The sequence below is a fragment of the Bradyrhizobium sp. 33ap4 genome, from assembly GCF_032654765.1.
GTDB classification, from domain to species: domain Bacteria; phylum Pseudomonadota; class Alphaproteobacteria; order Rhizobiales; family Xanthobacteraceae; genus Bradyrhizobium; species Bradyrhizobium australafricanum.
In genome coordinates this window covers 25,706-41,036 of the sequence record NZ_JAUMTJ010000073.1, presented here as the reverse complement: position 1 = coordinate 41,036, position 15,331 = coordinate 25,706, and the positions used below count along the sequence as shown (strand labels likewise).

The window sequence follows — 15,331 nt, the reverse complement described above, 5'->3', positions numbered from 1 at the left end:
TCAACCAACATCATGAACCCGAGGGTGGGGGCAGTTCTTCATGACGCAAAGGGGGCAGTTCCGGATGGCGTTTGACACAGACTCCCGGTCGAGCGCGCCACCTGTCTCCGGGAGCAATGAAGGGACTCATTGGCCCGACCACTTGTTCCTGAGGATGGCGATGCCGCACAACAACGATAGCGGCCCTGGCGCGGGGAACGCCAAGGCCGTTTAAACTCCCGGTCGGGGGCAACCTATCGCGGGAGCCTGTGTAAGATTCCCGACATTGCCACTTGTTCCTGCTCCTCTCGCAACATCACAGTGCGTAACAAGAAGTGCCCTTCGGCCGATCACCGAGGCCACAGGTTCTGCGGTTGACTCTGCGCTGGGGATTTCAGGGCCCCCGGTTCAGGAAGGAAACGCCGCCGGGCGTGTATTTTTGAGACCGGCGGCGTCTTTTCTTGGGACTATTTCGATGATCCACACGGCTTTCGTGAAGTTGGGCAGCAAAGACAGTAGTTGCCCGCCCTTCAAAAACTCGATTCCGAAATCTTTAATAAATTCGGACCAGCTTCCTTCCGCGACAGGGAGGTGTGTCATGCGTAATCATGACTTCGTGTCCGATGGGTTCCTCGCGCTAATCGCGACCTGCCTTGTGCTGTTGTGCTCGGGCCTGCTCGTTGTCGCATTTAGCTAGTCTGACCTTGGCGCCCTCATCGTTCCGGATACTCCTAGGGGACCGCTTGGGGACACCCCCGCGCAGAGCACAAGCATGCCGCATTTTCATCACGCAAAAACGGCTGGCCTGCTCATCCAGCATTCACGTTCAACTTCCTACAGTGTGGGGTGCCTTAGATTCCACGAGAGGAAACCATGAAGCTTAAATTTGCACTTGTTGGACTTGCTGCGCTCGGCGGCCTTGCTGCGGCAGGAAGCGCGTCAGCGATGCCGCTCGCGACACTTTCTCCCGCTTCAAACATCGAGAACGTCGCCGTAGTCTGCGGCCCGAACGGCTGTGTCCGCACGGCGCCCGTCTACAGGCCGTACGGCTACGGTTACGGCTATCGTGGCTACGGCGTCCGTCGCTACGGATACGTGCACAGGGGCTACGGTTATCATAGGGGTTACGGCTATCACGGCGGTTATCGCCGCTGGTGATTTCGCGCAAAAGCCCGTCGGTAGGATCATCCGGCGGGCAGATTGATCTGCATCACTCGCGTGTGTGACCGCCCTGCTACCGCAGTGTTGCTGGGATCGCAGGGCCAGCTGGAAGACCGCCGCCGGGATGCTGCATTCAAGCCCGGCGGCGTACTTTTTGATCAGATCCAGGCCGCCGCCCGCGCTCACCGTCTGGGCCGGCTTCTGATTAATGGAACAGCAACGTCGTTTGCATAAGATGCAGCCCACTCGCTGCGGGACGCTCGAAAATGACCGAGTACGTCATCAGGGAAGTTGGCCTTCGTCAGTGGCTCGTGTTTGCCGATCGGCGAAGCATCGCTTTTTGCGCCGACGAAGATGAGGCGGTGAAAGCCATGGCCGAACATAGCGCGCGCCACCGTCGAACACCGGAAACGATGGAAATTGAGCCAGGGGAAAACCCGCCGGCGTGAACCGGCGGGCGCCTCGCCTTCACGCTAGGCTAAGTTGACGGCTGCAGCGGCCATCATCTGCCGTAGCTGATAATGCCAGCCCTCCCGACCGATGCAGTCACTGTCGGGCCATTCCTCGCCCTTGTCTTCGTACTGCTTCAAGTACTCGAGAACCGCAGCAACGCCGCCCAATGTCGTCGGAATTGTCCAGGCCAGATCCCAACCTGCATCGGCCTCCGCATGGCAGCATGCTCCTTGATGGTCGTCGGCCTGCCAATAGGCCTCAGAGCGATATTCGGCGTCGGTCGCCGTGATGGCTGCATTGTGGTCCGCGTCCGCCTGCTGGTGTTTTGCGATGGCCTCCAAAGCCGGATCAGTGGCCTGCGGTGATCGCCCTCCTCGATTCAACGCTGAGGCGGCAACCGGGTTACCAGCAAGCAATATGAGATCGAACGCGACGGACCATGCGACGATCTGCTTCTCGTCGCGCAGGCGATACTGCGCCTTGGCGTCGCCCAAGGCCGCCCCCTCAAAAGCCATGGAGGCCATCGATTTTACAGCAAGTTCGGAGAGATCTCTGGCCCGCACTAAACCGATGCCATGCTGCGCACCTCGATAGCACTTTTGAGCCATCTCATAGTGCTCAAGCTTGGGTGTAAGCTCGAGATCATCCGCCAGCCGCTTAGCCCGACGCGACCATTTTCGATATGCCCGCGGAGCGCTTGGGCTGGGGTTCTTGGCATTGGTTAGTTCGTTTTGCCGGCGCCCGTCATGAACGCTTGTTTAGACTGCGTCAGCATTACGCTTACAAATTCTCCGTGGCCTCATCGGTCGAGGGCTTCAAGAAGCAGGCACCAGAGCTAGAGCAAGGGATAGCGGCAACGGCGTTCTATGAACTGACGTTCAACCCAGCCACTCGAATGGATGTCAATTCGACGGACTCTCGCTATCCTAATCCAGCCATGGAATGGATCATGAAAAAGCTAGGCGGCCCCTCGACTGAAAAGGACGCCGCCACTTGACCAATCGCTAGCGATAACTGCGCATCGCGGTCGCGAACTCTAGCGGCTTCACTCGGCGCGAGATATTCGCGATCATTGGCGCATGCCCTGGCGCCGCAAGCCCGCTCGTCATCTCCGCTACTGTCCGGCCCCGTCGATCGCAACGGCGGAAGACAGTGCTCATGTTCTGCGTCGGGTGCCAGCACAACGGCCGGCTGAAGCTCGCCGATCTGCCTGGATTGGGACTCGCCTGAAAACTCGGCGCACATCAGGTGCAGCGCTTGCGGTCGTTCCCGCTATCGCTAGGCTCATTAGGAACTTGAAGCGTTGTTGAGCCGTTTGGAGATTGCAAGACAAACGAGCATGACGCACGGTTCAGCCATCGCAACGAGATGTACAAAGAGCCGATCATTGACGAGTTAAGGCAGATTGAATTCGCGACAGTCGAAGGAGAAAGGCGGCTGGCGGAGAAAGAAGCGCAGCTCATCGAATGTAGGCGGCTGAATGAGGACACGAGCAAGATTGAAGCCGAGCTTGCGGTAATGCGCGAAGTACAGCTTGATCGCGAGAGGCTTCGCCAGCGCCTGCTTTCTCTTCTGCACCCCTAGATCCAGATGCCTTCTATGATCTAACAGGACAAGGCGACGCCGGCTGAGTATTGGGCTGACGTGGAGTACGCCGCAGGCCGGCAAGACCTGTTCGCGTGACCGGGGTCAGAGAAACCCCAGCGGTCGCGTCGCTGGGGTTCGTGGCTCCATGGTGTCCGATGCCTCGGGGGAAAGCATGCGGACCTGCCGATAACCGCCCTCGCGCTTGCCTGTTCCTAATCATCCCGGAAGGATGGGTTGTTAGCCTCATCAGCGACAGCTCGCCGCAGAATACGTCCTAGCGCTCAACATGGAGCCCGGAGAAGTGCGCCGGCATTGGGTGTCCTGAAGTGAAGAGACGGCCCCAGCGCTTGGGAGCACGCTGGGGCCATCGGCTTTCCACGCACACTGTCCGAATGCGGTTTGGTCGGCGGGATGGTGAGAGCTGCATTCGGATGACAGACGAACAAGCTTCAGCTACGTTCGTTCCTAGCAGCCATAGAAAAGGCCCCAGCACCTTTGGGGGCCTTAAGGCCGGCGCTGAGGCCAGCGGGATAGTCGGGTGCGGACCCGACGAACCAACGTTAGCACGCCCTTATGCAATTGCCACTTTCTCCAAGATTCTGTCGGCAGGAACCGTGATAACATCTCGGCATCGGGAGCCCAAAATGAAGGACATGCAGGCGCGCACTTACAGAAGCGCGTCGAAGCGGAGGAGTGCGAGCTGATCAGCAAGCTGGCGACCAATCCGACAGAAAGAACTGTTTGCCAAGCTGGCGGCCCACCACCGGGAGCTAGCTGATGAGGTCGAGCGGACCATGAAGGCCTCGACCTAGGAAGTCCGCTAACCAGCGACGCGGGAGATTAAGGCCACCTCCGCAAGCGGCCTTGCATGGCTCCATTCCTACAGTGGGACAATTTCCCGTAGCATCCCGGTGCAAGGACCGCACATCGATTTGCTATCCCCTGCGTATGCCAAGCACCTTCACCCACAGGGGCGTCACGTTCGAGGTAAAACGCCTATATGATGATCAGTTCGAGATCATCATTGAGATCGGCGGAGAAACGACCCGCCATACCGTGCGCACACGATTGGCAGAACTAGCAAAGCGCCGGGCCGAGATGCTGATCGATCGTAAGCTGAAAACGAAAATTAGGCCTGTGTAGGCTGCCCCAATTGGCGGCCTCTAACAGAAAACGGCCCCAGCAAGTGTCCTGTCTGGACGGCGTAATAAGGAAGGGCCCAGCGGTGAAGCTGGGGCCAGTGTGTAGCTGGGCGTCTGGGTGCCTGTAGCGGTGCGGCACTGAACAGGGCGACCAATGCCAATGCTTGCGCTTCGTTCCTACTCATAAAAGAGACCCCAGCATCCGGATCATGCTGGGGCCAAGCTGGATCGCCGAGCCGCTCGCCAGGAAGCAACGGTCGTCGTTCTAGGGCTGAAAAAATACGAAATGAAAATTAGCTGCCCTGTTGCTCGGATCATCCCAAACGACGCTCCGGTCCGAAAATAAACCATGTGAATCCCGGCGAGACAATTTCCGCTTTTTCCCGAGACTTGACGCCGTCGTCGATGGGAGTTTGAAGTAACTCCTCGGTCCTCTCCAGGCCGAGAACCCGAGGCCCCGGAGAAGCGCCACATCGGGGCCTCTGCTGCGGATTCGCAAAACCGGCAACACATACCCATGTGCCGGTCATGCCTAAATTCGAGTTCTGCCTGCCGACCGTTGGAAAGTTGGTTCCGGCCGGCCCGGAGTGGTTCCACGAGATCAAGTACGATGGCTACCGCCTGCGCGTCGAGCGCGACGGAGACCGCGTCCGGCTGATCACGAAGGGCGGCCATGACTGGACGAAGCGCTTCCCTTGGATTGTGAAGGCCGCGCTGAAGAACCGCCAGAAGCAGTTCGTGATTGACGGTGAGGCCATCGTCCTAGGCGAATCCGCAGCTTATGAGGCTTGGAACCGCCTCCTTTATGGCGACTTCACCTTTTCCCGTGCAGCATCCGCAGCATCGATGCCAGCCTGCTTCACCCGATCGACGGCCTCTGTGCCGACGTCGCCGAGCTCGACCTTCAACGTATCGGAGGCTTCGCGTAGGCTTTGCGATACCGCGTCGGCGCGCGTGTTCAAATCAGCCTTGATATCGTCGCTGAGCTCGCCCACCCATTCGTTCTCGAGATCGAAAGTCCGGAACGCACCCGCGATGGCCGCACCGATTGCCAAGCCCACGGCGCCAAGGACGAGCGGTTGCCGGTCAAGCACGTCGGCCAACGATGATTGCGCTTTCGTGAGAGCTTCTTTTCCAGGCATGCCGAGGTTCTCGCGCGCATAGGCGATACCTTCGTCGAACCGGCCCTTGATGTCGTCGGCCGCTCCCGACATGGCGTCTGAAGCCGCGCTACTGGCCTCGCGTACGGTTTCACCGAAGCCCGTAGCGTCGTCGTGATCCGTTTCAGGCGCGGTCGGTGGCGCGGCGGTCCGTTGGAGCTCGGAGGCGGCCGCGCGAACATTGCGCACGCCGAGATCGACGATCGGCGAAGCCGCCGCGGTCGCCGATCGCGCCGCGCTCTTCAGCTTCTCGTCGCCAGCCAACAGCCAGAACGCACCGCCTCCGATAAGTGCTGCGGCGAGGGGATTTTCCCGCACCGCGGTCACCAGACTGTCGAAAAAGCCCGCCTGCGTGCTGCTCATCTCACCATCCCCTTCACGGTGTCCTTGTCCTTATCGAGTTGCCGAATGGTCTCCCGTGGCACCAGGTTGCGGGCATCTAGCCGGTTGATGCCGATCGCGAACAGTACGGCCGCGATCATCACGGCCATGATCGCCGACGTCAAATAGGAGAGCGGCTGTGACCACCCTGCCCCAATCATTGCCGCCGATAAGGCGAACAGCGCCATCACCAGGGCTGGGATCACAAGGACGGCGCCGCCAACGATGAAGACCAGCGCGCCGCCGACCTTCTGAACTTTTTCGCCGAATTCGGCCTTGGCGAGATCCACCTCGTTCTGGAACAGCTTGGCGAACTGCGACAGCGCATCGCCGAGCAATGTCGAGATGGTTCGAAGATCGTTCTGACTCGTTTTGATATCGTTCTGGATGCTCATGACACGTTGCTTTGCTGCGAGGATGACGATTGTTCGCGCCGTTTCGAGGATGAAGACCGCCCGCCCGACGCCCTCAGGAAACGGACTGCCGCGAAACCGGCAAGGACCGAGATCCCCAGAAACGCGGCCGGCTGCCGCTTCGCAAAATCGGTGGCGCCGTCGACGAGGTCGCGGAAGCTTCCGTCACGGATTTTATCGGCCGCGTCATCGACATATTCGGCGGCGAAAGTCATGCCACGGGCGGCGAACGGCGCATCGCTCTCGAAGGCGCGCGCCGCTTCGCGAATGTTACCGGCAAGGCGTGCCATGAAGTTCGCGCCCGACCGCTGCTTGTCGCGCGCCTGGCCCTCGATCTGGTCCACCGTTCCGGAAGCCACGTCTTTGGCGGCATCAGCCGCCTCCTTGAACTTGTCGTTGGCGACATCGGTCGACGCTCGGAGGGCATCGCCGGCGCGCTGCTTCACCTCGGCGCCGGCATCGGCCATCTGCTCCTTGAGGGTCTGCGAGGGGTCGGTATTCCGGTTCTGCGTGGAATTCGTCTCTTTACTCAGGTCCACATCGCTCATGATCGTTCTTTCAGGTGTTCGGGTTTGGGGAAGGACTGAAGGCCGCCCTGACGACGTCGTCGGCAGCCTCTTTGAGCCTGTCGGCCACGTTTTCCGTCATCCGGCCGGCATGCCCCCCGAGATCGGCCTCGCCGACGCTTCGCGCCGCCGCGTCGGCCGCTGACATCGTCGCGTCCTTGGCCGCCTCGAAACCGGATTGTGCAGCCTCGCCCGCCGCTCGTTTCACGCTGTTGCTCGCCGGGCCCACCGCCTTGGCTTCGGCGCTGGTTTCGGGAAGAGCCGCGGCAAGGATGGCGCCGATCGCGATCCCAAGACCGCCGATCAAGGCGGCATTGTCGCCAATGACCTGACGGGCCTTCGCAGGCACCGTGGCCGCCGCGTTCTTGGCCGCGCCCGCTCTGTCCTTCACGGCATCCATGCCGCTCTTGAGCGTATCGCCGACGGTGCCGGCGGCCTGCGCCGCTCGCCTGCCAAGGTCGTCGGCCAGGGCGGCGGCGGCATCTTGCGCGTCGCCAGCCATATCGCCGGCCTGGTTTTGAGCCGAAGTCAGCCGGTTTCTCACGTCGCTGCCCAGCGCGTCGGCCCGGTCGGCGGCCTGATCCAGCATCTCTCCCGCCTTCTCCATCACCGGTGCAGCCGCTTCCGTGGCCCGGTCGCGCACCGTCTTCGAGGTCAGGGCAAGGCCAGCCCCGATCATCAGAAGGGGCACTGGAAAACCGCGCGCCAGGCGCAGAAGCGGGATTGCGACCGCAGTCCCCGCAGCGACCGCCTGCATCGGATTATCCATCGCTTGTTGCTTCAGCGCCTCGACCCAACTCTGGGTCTTGTTGCTGATGTAATCGGAGACTTCCGATCTGATGTGTTGCGGCGAGACCTTGTGGCGGAGGTCGTCAGCGGTATCCGATATCCGCTCCCTCAACCTATCGACCGTCACCGCGAGTTCGGCACGGCTGCGCTCGGACTGCCGCCTCAGCTCCTCCACTGATCGCGTCATGGCTTTACCCTCTTGGATTTTACCCTCTTGGATTTTTTGGTCGGTTCTTTTGGGACGAACTCAAGCTTTGTTGAATCGTTCCTCAGCAGGCCCTGCGGCAAACAGCGTCCAGACTTTGGTCTAGGCTCAACAGTCCACGCGCCGGCCGAAGCGCTTGAAGCAAGCGACAGGAACGGGCCGACAAGCCGGTTCGTTGCTTTCAATGGACCGGCTCCTGCTTCGCTTCATGTCCGTCACGCCCAGATATCCCCTGTGGGCGCGGTACCTTTTGAGCCTCGGGCTCGTCGGGCTGGCATTTGTCGCCAAGCTCCTGCTGGACGATCAGTTGAGACCCTATCCGCTGGTGCTGTTCATCCCGGCCATTTTCCTGGCCTCTGTCATCTTCGATCGCGGTTCAGGCTTTCTGGCCACCGGCGAGCGCGGCGCTGGCGGCGCGATATTTTATCCCTCCGCCGCCGAGCGCCGCGATCCTGCCGCTCCTCATCTTCCTGGCGAGCGGGCTATGTCTTGCAGGGGTAACGGAAGCCTTGCGCGCAGCGCTCCAGAAGCACTCGGAGGCGAAGGCCTACGCGGACGTTCTCATGATGGAGTTGGCTCACCGGACCAGGAACGACCTCGCGACCATCATGTCGATCCTCCGTTTGCAGGCGCGGTCGGACCCTAATGCCGACGTGCAGGCGGCGATTACGTCCGCGCTGGCGCGGATCGAGGTCGTCGCGAAGATCCATGATCGCCTGCGCGACACGCCGGTTGTTTATCATGCGGGCTGGCCTGCAAATCCTCGCACGTTGTGGACGTGAACATGTTCGCCGCGCGCAATGTGCGCCGTCGCCGAACCGATCGGCACACCGTATTTGACGATCCTTTCGTCTAGCCCGATGCCGCAGCGGGCGATCTTGTGGCCAAGCGAGATCGTGATCGCGAGCGTTACCGCCACGCCATCGACAACTATGGTCTCCCCTGCAGCGACCTTGCCGCGTGCGACCAGCACATTGTCGGCGCTGGAAAGCAGCAGGAGCCGCGAGTCGCTCTGTTCAGGCTTGGCGTTCGCGCGCCACCCCCGTCATTAGGAACAAGCCTCAATCGACCCTCCCTTTCGATCGTGGATCTGCATGACCCTTGCACCCGCGTCAGTCGCTGCCTCGCTCGTAGGACCGCGACCGAATGGCGATAACCGAAACGACGGTGATCGCGCAGCAAGCCATCAGATAGGCAACGACCCACGTCGGCTTGCCATTGCCGGCGGCCACGAGCGCCGATGCCACGAACGGTGTCGGACCGGCGATCAGGAGAGCATTCAGTTCACGCGCCAGCGCGATGCCAGAGAAACGGTAGCGGGTCGGGAACAGGTTGGCGAGGAACGCGCCCTGCGCGCTGGCAAGCCCGCTATAGCCGATGCCGAAGCCGATGCTCAGAGCCAGCGTCGCCAGCACCACATTCTTCGTGCCGAGTATCGCGAACATTGGGAACGCGTACAACATTGTGAAAACGCCGCCGAAGAGATAGACTCGCGCATGGCCGACGCGGTCGGCGAGCGCACCAACAGGCGGCGTCAGCACGATGCCGGTCAGCGTCGCGATGATAACAGCCGTCAGCGCGTCCGTCCGGGCCATGCCCAGCGTGTTGGTCATGTAGCTCAGGCTGAACGCGCTGAGGATGTACGCGTTCGCGTTGTGCCCAGTGATCGAAAGGAAGCCGCACACGACCTCTCGCGGGCTATTGCGGATAAGTTCGCCGACTGGCACCCGCGCTTCGCGGCGGTGGGCGGCGGCACGCTCCATCGCCTCGACTTATTCAGGCGTCTCGTCGAGGTTCTGGCGAATGTAGAGCGCGACGCCAATGAGGAGTGCCGAGACGAGGAACGGCACGCGCCACGCCCAGCCGAACAGGGTTTTCTTCAGGCAGATAGGCAACAAGAAGGAAGAGCAGCGTCGCAAACATGATGCCGACGACAGTCGCCGACGACAGATAGGCAGTGAAATACGCCCTGCGATGAGCGGGGACGTATTCGGAGACGAGCGTCACGGCTCCCGCATATTCCGCACCAGCGCCGAAACCCTGCAGCAAGCGACAAATGACCAAGAGGATGGGAGCTAACACCCCAATCTGAGCATAGGTTGGCAAGAGACCCATCGCGACGGTGGACAGGCCCATCAGCGAGACCGTGAAGATGAGCGCGGGCTTACGCCCGAAGCGATCGCCGAAATGCGAAATCAGGATGCCGCCGAGCGGCCGGCTGAAGAAGCCGGCGGCGAACGTCGCAAACGCCGCCAGCACTCCCGCCGAGGCGGAGAACTGCGGGAAGAACAGTTTGTTGATGAACAAGCCCGACGCGGCGCCGTAAAGCGCATAGTCGAACCACTCGATAATCGTGCCGATGGTCGCCGCAGTCACAGCGCGTCTGATGTTGGCGCGCTCGGCGGGCGCCTTGTCTACCGCGATGGACATCGTCATGGGTGTTTCCTCAAATATGTTTTTCTCTGGATCGATCGGGTCTTGCTCGGCACCGGTCTCAAGGAATCGGATCCGGCATCGGCACCTCGAAGCGCCTCGCGCATTCCACTATTTCAGCGCTGATGCTGGCTGACAGTCGGACGCCGTCCCGAAGCTCCCACTCCCACCGCGCAAGAGCGTGAGCGCCTGGCAGTTCGACACGTTCGAGATGCGGGCACATGCCGGCAAGCGCGCTACTTGACGCCGGAAAGCGTCGGCCCCTCCCGAATGCGGCGAGGTCGATGACGAGGATGAAAACCGCCGCACTCCAGCCGTCGGTTGCGTCAGCACGTCCCCGCCCGCTAAGGCAGCCCGTCAACAGTTCTACGATGAGACCGAGGGAATAGCCCTTGTGGCCGGCCTCCAGACCACCGAGAGGCAGAACCGTACCCGGCGGGATAGCTGCCATGATGTTGGGATCGGTCGAGGGATGGCCTTGGCTATCCATCAAAAAGGGGTGCGGCAGCTGCTCACCGCGCTGCCGATAGGCGGCGATCGCGCGGTTCGTCAACAGCGCGGTGGACATGTTGACCATCACCGGTCCATTGGCGGCGGGCGCGCCGAACGCCATCGGGTTCGACGTCAGAACCGGCGTTACCCCACCGAACGGCGCGACGCTGCTATGGCCGGGATCGGTCAGTGTCAGAAGCATCATGTAGCCGGCGTCAACTGCCGGCCTCAGATAGGCGGCGAGGCAGGCGGTATGGTGGCTGCGCTGGATGGCGATCGCCCCCATCCCGAACCGGGCCGCCCGCGACATTGCTTCTTGCGTCGCGCGCCGCAACAGCCAGGGCCCGGGAAGCTTGTGCCCATCCCAAGTCAGGCAGGCGCCGAAGCCATTGACGATTTCGGGTTCGCCCACAACAGACATGTCATCACTCTTAATCTCGCGCAGATAGAGAGGCAGGAGCGCCAGCCCATGGATCGATTTCCCGAAGCCGTCGCCCTCGACCAGTATGGCCTGTCTCACGCCATTTCTCGCAACGGGCTACCAGCTGTTCGTCCTGTCCAGCATCGCGATCTATGCGATTGCGATCCTGGGTCTCAACATCCTTGCCGGATTCAACGGCCAGATCTCGCTGGGCCAAGGCGCTTTCTTTGCTGCCGGCGCCTATGTCACAGGCATTTTGCTGGCCAACGAGGCCGCCCCTTACTGGGTCGCGATACCTGTCTCGGCGGCAGGCTGTTTCGCGCTGGGATTTCTGTTTGGGTTCCCTGCTTTGCGTCTCGAGAGAATCTACCTCGGCCTTGCGACGTTCGCCCTCGCGGTAACCGCACCGTATCTTCTCAAGTCACATGCCCTGGAGCCGTGGACCGGCGGCGTCCAAGGGCTGCTCCTCAGCAAGCCTCACGCCCCCTCCCCGCTGAAGCTGACTGACGATCAATGGCTTTACCTTCTCTGCATCACGATTGCGGCCGTCATGTTTGGCACCGGCAGGAACATCGTGACGGGTCGGATTGGCCGCGCGCTGCTTGCCATCCGGGACAACCCGACAGCCGCCGAGGCGATGGGCATTAACCTGGCGATCACGAAGTCGACGGCCTTTGCCGTGGCAGCGCTCTATGCGGGTCTAGCCGGGTCCCTAAGCGCCTTGGCGACCGAGTTTATCTCCCCGGACACGTTTTCCGTCGCTCTTTCCATAAGCCTGCTTGTCGGTTCGGTCGTCGGCGGAAATACGTCCATCCTGGGTGCTCCGTTCGGCGCGGCATTCGTTGTCCTTCTTCCGAATGTCGTAGACGAGATTTCCAAAGCTGCACCATCCGCTATCTTTGGCGCAATCCTCATTGGCATCGTGCTCATGGCACCAACAGGAATGGCCGGTCTTGCCGCGCGTTTCCGTCGGCAGATTTGACCCTGACGGAGAGCCAATCGCGCACGTGTCAACCGGCGTTGAAGGATGCTTTCGCCTCCTTCACGAGCTGCTTTGGTGGCGCCCGGCGTCCTCGCAAGGAAGCGCACTGCCACCGGAACGTCTCGCCGGCGCCATGGTGATCGGCTTCCGCCATGCGCGATTCAATCCGAGGCTCCGTGCCACACTCGTTAGGGCGGCAGCGTTCTTCTTCTTCGCGAGCGCCTATTGGGCGCTGCTCCCACTCGTCGCGCGCAATCAGATCGCAGGCGGTCTAGAACTCTACGGCTTTTTGCTCGGCGCGATAGGCGTGGGCGCCGTCGTCGGTGCGTTCATGCTGTCCTGGATGAAGGCGACCTTCGGGTCCGACGGGCTCGTCGCTGCCGGCACCGCCGGCACTGCGCTCAGTCTGATCCTCCTGGGCATCGCGCGTTACACAGAGATCGCACTCGCGGCATGCCTGATCGCAGGCATTTCATGGATCGCCGTCCTCGCAACGGTCAACGTCTCAGTTATCGCAAGCGTCGGTGGTTGTGAGGACGGAGAAAAATTCGCGAGCGCTCTTCGCGCTTAGCATCAAGCGAACGCAATCGTACAAGATCGTACTCCAGCGTGGAAAAGCGTATTTTTGGTGCCCAGGGGGGAATCATACGCAACCACCGAAACGAGGAACCGCTGTTTGTCCTTAGTATGGTGGCGTGAACGCCTGGAACAGCGGCGGAAGTTCGTTACCTCGCGAAACCCTTATCGCGGGAGCGCTTTGTTGTCGGCTTTCGGCCTAGCTCGCTGGGAAGCATCCCTATGGCCTGCCAGAACGCGCCACTTGTTCGAACCCCTGGCTAGGTTCGAATCCTGGACGAGATCCGCTGCCCGCCGGACTCGATCAGCCCCTGTACGAAATGTGTGCTTCGGCGTGGGGTCCGGGGCCGATCATGGGCCTAACGCCTTGATTGACCTCAGATCCATCGGTCAAGGTTGTGAGCCAATCCACACCGAAGCACATTACTACTACCGTGCGCCAAAGTCCCTCTTCTCCTTATCCAAAAGATAAGCTCTCACGTCTTCGATATCCCGAGTGGACAGGTCAGCAGAGAAGGAGGGCATTCCCTGCGATTCGAGCGCACCCGTCACGATCTCCCGAAAGCCTTCTTCGCTCAGTATGGCATCCGACCTGCGCAGATCCGGAACAAGCCCGCCGCTTTCGGCGCCAACCCCGTGGCATTTCGAACAGTAGATGCCAAAGGATCTCTCCCCCTTCGATATGACTTTGGCGCTGGCATCGGTTCCGCGTGGAATGCGACGGCTCTCGGCACGGACGGGTAGTGGCGGCAACTCATCCTTACCACCAAGCTTGAACACAAGAAGCCGGCTCACATTACGAACGCCTGTGAAGTTATCTGCTTCTCCACCGACCATGGGTCCGCCACCACCCCAACCAGCGAGCAATGCGATGTACTGTTGCCCGTCGAGCACGAAACTTGAGGCGCTTGCCAATACTCCGGTTTGCGCGTCAAACTCCCAGAGCTTTTTGCCGGTGTCGGCGGCGTAGGCAACGAACTTGCCGTAAGCGTTTCCTTGAAAGACCAGATTGCCGGCTGTGGCCAGTACTCCGCCGTTCCAAACGGAGTCGAGCGGCACCCGCCAGACCGTCTCTTTCTTGACCGGATCCCAAGCAACGAGTGCCCCTGTGGCGAGACTCTTGGGGAAGGAAGTCCCCTCATAGAAGGCACTTCCTGTGTTGAAGTTTCGCCGTCGGTAAACGAACTCACTGCCCTCGTTTCGATACCTTCCCCCCATCTCCTGGTACGGTATATAAACGAGCCCGGATTGCTCACTGAAGGCCATCGGCTGCCAGCTGTGAGCGCCGTACGGGCCAGGCCACATCACGATCGGCTCTTTTTCGTAGCGAACGCCCGGTGCCTCGACGGGCCGACCCGTGGCTAAATCGACCTTCTCAGCCCACGTAACTTTGCCAACCTTGTCGGCCGACAAGAGCTTCCCAGTCTCGCGATCGAGAACGTAGAAGAAGCCATTCTTTGGAAACTGCATCAGCACTTTCCGGTCGCTTCCAGCGACCTTCACGGTCGTGAGGATCATGTTCATCGTCGACGTGTAGTCCCAGCTCTCTCCAGGCGTCGTTTGGTAGTACCAAGCGAGCTGACCAGAGTCTGGCTTCAGGGCGAGTATCGACGACAGAAACAGATTATCTCCGCCTCCCGGACTCCTGATCTCGCGATTCCAAGGAGATCCGTTTCCCGTGCCGACATAAAGCAAGTCGAGTTCTGGGTCATAGACCATATTGCCCCAGACCGTGCCGCCGCCTCCGAACTTCCAATATGCGTCGCCTTTCCAGGTCTTCGCGGCCATCGCGAGCTCTTCATGCTCAAAGGGCTTGGAAGGATCGCCAGGTACCGTATAGAAGCGCCACAGTTGCTTTCCCGTATCGGCATCGTAAGCAGTAATGTAGCCTCTGACACCGAAGTCAGCACCGCTGTTTCCGATAATCACCTTGCCCTTCACAACCAGCGGTGCACTTGTAATCGTGTAGGGCTTTGTTCTGTCCACGGTCTGCACCTGCCAGACGGGTTCGCCGGTACGACGCTCAAGCGCCACGAGCCGGCCATCGATGGTACCGACGAATACTTTATCGCCCCATAGCGCGACACCTCGATTTACTGCATCGCAACAAATGTCTTTCGATACGTTTTTCACTTCGCCTGGATCGAAGTGCCACAGTTGCTGTCCCGAAGCGGCGTCTACCGCGAGTACATGGCCCCACGGCAAGGAGAAGTACATGACCCCACCGGCTACGAGCGGCGTTGCTTCGAGACCTCGATCCGTCGGGAGATCCAGATGCCAGGCGAGACCAAGATTCTTTACATTGTCCGGGTTGATTTGGGACAGCGGACTAAAATAGCTGCCGTGATAGTCACGGCCGGACGACGGCCATTCCGTTCCCGAGCCTGCCGGATGCTCCAATTCTGCTCGGGTAACCGGTGCGAATGCGGGCCCCGCAGATGCGGGACAAAACGAGACGACGGCCGATGCCGCGATCAAAGCAATCAGAACTCGATGGTCCAGCTTCAACATGATTCCGCCCCTTGCTTGCCGTCAATGACCGTCGGTCCGCTTACGGCTCTTCTTGATAGTGAGGTCATGCATACCGAAAG

17 protein-coding genes and 1 pseudogene are annotated in these 15,331 nt (G+C 60.7%); 6 read left to right on the top strand and 12 right to left on the bottom strand.

Features of this window, described 5'->3' with window-relative positions; translation table 11 throughout:
* Positions 1 to 387: 387 nt before the first annotated feature.
* A complete protein-coding gene (locus Q2M23_RS37645; RefSeq protein ID WP_253638711.1) occupies positions 388 to 579 on the bottom strand; it encodes a hypothetical protein in 192 nt (63 codons plus the stop codon).
* A gap of 273 nt (positions 580 to 852) precedes the next feature.
* Here Q2M23_RS37645 and Q2M23_RS37640 point away from each other — a divergent pair, with 273 nt between their 5' ends.
* Positions 853 to 1,137, top strand: coding sequence for a hypothetical protein (locus Q2M23_RS37640; protein ID WP_316398744.1), 285 nt, complete (start codon positions 853 to 855; stop codon positions 1,135 to 1,137).
* Between the two features lie 269 nt (positions 1,138 to 1,406).
* Positions 1,407 to 1,589 (top strand): hypothetical protein, encoded by a 183-nt coding sequence (locus Q2M23_RS37635; protein ID WP_076826811.1) that lies wholly within the window; start codon positions 1,407 to 1,409, stop codon positions 1,587 to 1,589.
* A gap of 24 nt (positions 1,590 to 1,613) precedes the next feature.
* On the opposite strand, the gene Q2M23_RS37630 is transcribed toward Q2M23_RS37635, so the two are convergent.
* Together Q2M23_RS37630 and Q2M23_RS37625 are read right to left on the bottom strand one after the other, a co-directional pair.
* Complete coding sequence (locus tag Q2M23_RS37630) at positions 1,614 to 2,087, bottom strand: hypothetical protein (RefSeq protein ID WP_316398743.1); 474 nt, start codon at positions 2,085 to 2,087, stop codon at positions 1,614 to 1,616.
* Between the two features lie 901 nt (positions 2,088 to 2,988).
* Entirely contained in the window at positions 2,989 to 3,171 is a 183-nt protein-coding gene (locus Q2M23_RS37625; RefSeq protein ID WP_158074179.1) for a hypothetical protein, read from the bottom strand.
* A 1,679-nt stretch (positions 3,172 to 4,850) separates the two neighbouring features.
* On the opposite strand from Q2M23_RS37625, the pseudogene Q2M23_RS37620 reads away from it, so the two are divergent.
* Positions 4,851 to 5,075, top strand: a pseudogene (locus Q2M23_RS37620) (DNA ligase); the annotation flags it as partial.
* Positions 5,076 to 5,125: 50 nt separating this feature from the next.
* On the opposite strand, the gene Q2M23_RS37615 reads toward Q2M23_RS37620, so the two are convergent.
* The 4 genes from Q2M23_RS37615 to Q2M23_RS37600 all read right to left on the bottom strand — a co-directional run bounded on the left by Q2M23_RS37615 (position 5,126) and on the right by Q2M23_RS37600 (position 7,818).
* On the bottom strand, positions 5,126 to 5,845 hold the full coding sequence (locus Q2M23_RS37615) for a hypothetical protein (protein WP_316398742.1): 720 nt from the start codon (positions 5,843 to 5,845) through the stop codon (positions 5,126 to 5,128).
* Positions 5,842 to 6,258: a phage holin family protein gene (locus Q2M23_RS37610; RefSeq protein ID WP_141340626.1), complete on the bottom strand. Its 417-nt coding sequence runs from the start codon at positions 6,256 to 6,258 to the stop codon at positions 5,842 to 5,844. The genes Q2M23_RS37615 and Q2M23_RS37610 overlap by 4 nt, the downstream gene beginning before the upstream one ends.
* Entirely contained in the window at positions 6,255 to 6,722 is a 468-nt protein-coding gene (locus Q2M23_RS37605; protein ID WP_316398741.1) for a hypothetical protein, read from the bottom strand. The genes Q2M23_RS37610 and Q2M23_RS37605 overlap by 4 nt, the downstream gene beginning before the upstream one ends.
* Before the next feature lie 112 nt (positions 6,723 to 6,834).
* Entirely contained in the window at positions 6,835 to 7,818 is a 984-nt protein-coding gene (locus Q2M23_RS37600) for a DUF3618 domain-containing protein (RefSeq protein ID WP_316398740.1), read from the bottom strand.
* 527 nt (positions 7,819 to 8,345) lie between these two features.
* On the opposite strand from Q2M23_RS37600, the gene Q2M23_RS37595 reads away from it, so the two are divergent.
* Complete coding sequence (locus Q2M23_RS37595; protein WP_316398739.1) at positions 8,346 to 8,618, top strand: histidine kinase dimerization/phosphoacceptor domain -containing protein; 273 nt, start codon at positions 8,346 to 8,348, stop codon at positions 8,616 to 8,618.
* Here the strand turns inward: Q2M23_RS37595 and Q2M23_RS37590 are convergent.
* From Q2M23_RS37590 to Q2M23_RS37575, 4 genes are all read right to left on the bottom strand, one after another.
* Positions 8,576 to 8,755, bottom strand: coding sequence for an SAF domain-containing protein (locus tag Q2M23_RS37590; RefSeq protein WP_316398748.1), 180 nt, complete (start codon positions 8,753 to 8,755; stop codon positions 8,576 to 8,578). The genes Q2M23_RS37595 and Q2M23_RS37590 overlap by 43 nt on opposite strands.
* Positions 8,756 to 8,948: 193 nt before the next feature.
* The gene (locus Q2M23_RS37585) at positions 8,949 to 9,599 is read right to left on the bottom strand and encodes an MFS transporter (RefSeq protein ID WP_316398738.1); all 651 of its coding nucleotides are present in this window, start codon (positions 9,597 to 9,599) and stop codon (positions 8,949 to 8,951) included.
* 13 nt (positions 9,600 to 9,612) lie between these two features.
* Positions 9,613 to 10,272, bottom strand: coding sequence for an MFS transporter (locus Q2M23_RS37580; RefSeq protein ID WP_316398737.1), 660 nt, complete (start codon positions 10,270 to 10,272; stop codon positions 9,613 to 9,615).
* 58 nt (positions 10,273 to 10,330) lie between these two features.
* Positions 10,331 to 11,281: an Ldh family oxidoreductase gene (locus Q2M23_RS37575; protein ID WP_316398736.1), complete on the bottom strand. Its 951-nt coding sequence runs from the start codon at positions 11,279 to 11,281 to the stop codon at positions 10,331 to 10,333.
* Between Q2M23_RS37575 and Q2M23_RS37570 the strand changes: the two genes are divergently transcribed.
* Both Q2M23_RS37570 and Q2M23_RS37565 read left to right on the top strand, forming a co-directional pair.
* A complete protein-coding gene (locus Q2M23_RS37570) occupies positions 11,268 to 12,164 on the top strand; it encodes a branched-chain amino acid ABC transporter permease (protein ID WP_316398735.1) in 897 nt (298 codons plus the stop codon). The two genes, Q2M23_RS37575 and Q2M23_RS37570, sit on opposite strands and share 14 nt — an antisense overlap.
* A 25-nt stretch (positions 12,165 to 12,189) precedes the next feature.
* Positions 12,190 to 12,735 (top strand): MFS transporter, encoded by a 546-nt coding sequence (locus tag Q2M23_RS37565; protein ID WP_316398747.1) that lies wholly within the window; start codon positions 12,190 to 12,192, stop codon positions 12,733 to 12,735.
* Positions 12,736 to 13,169: 434 nt separating this feature from the next.
* On the opposite strand, the gene Q2M23_RS37560 is transcribed toward Q2M23_RS37565, so the two are convergent.
* Positions 13,170 to 15,251, bottom strand: a complete 2,082-nt coding sequence (locus tag Q2M23_RS37560; protein ID WP_316398734.1) for a PQQ-dependent dehydrogenase, methanol/ethanol family — start codon at positions 15,249 to 15,251, stop codon at positions 13,170 to 13,172.
* Between the last annotated feature and the right edge of the window lie 80 nt (positions 15,252 to 15,331).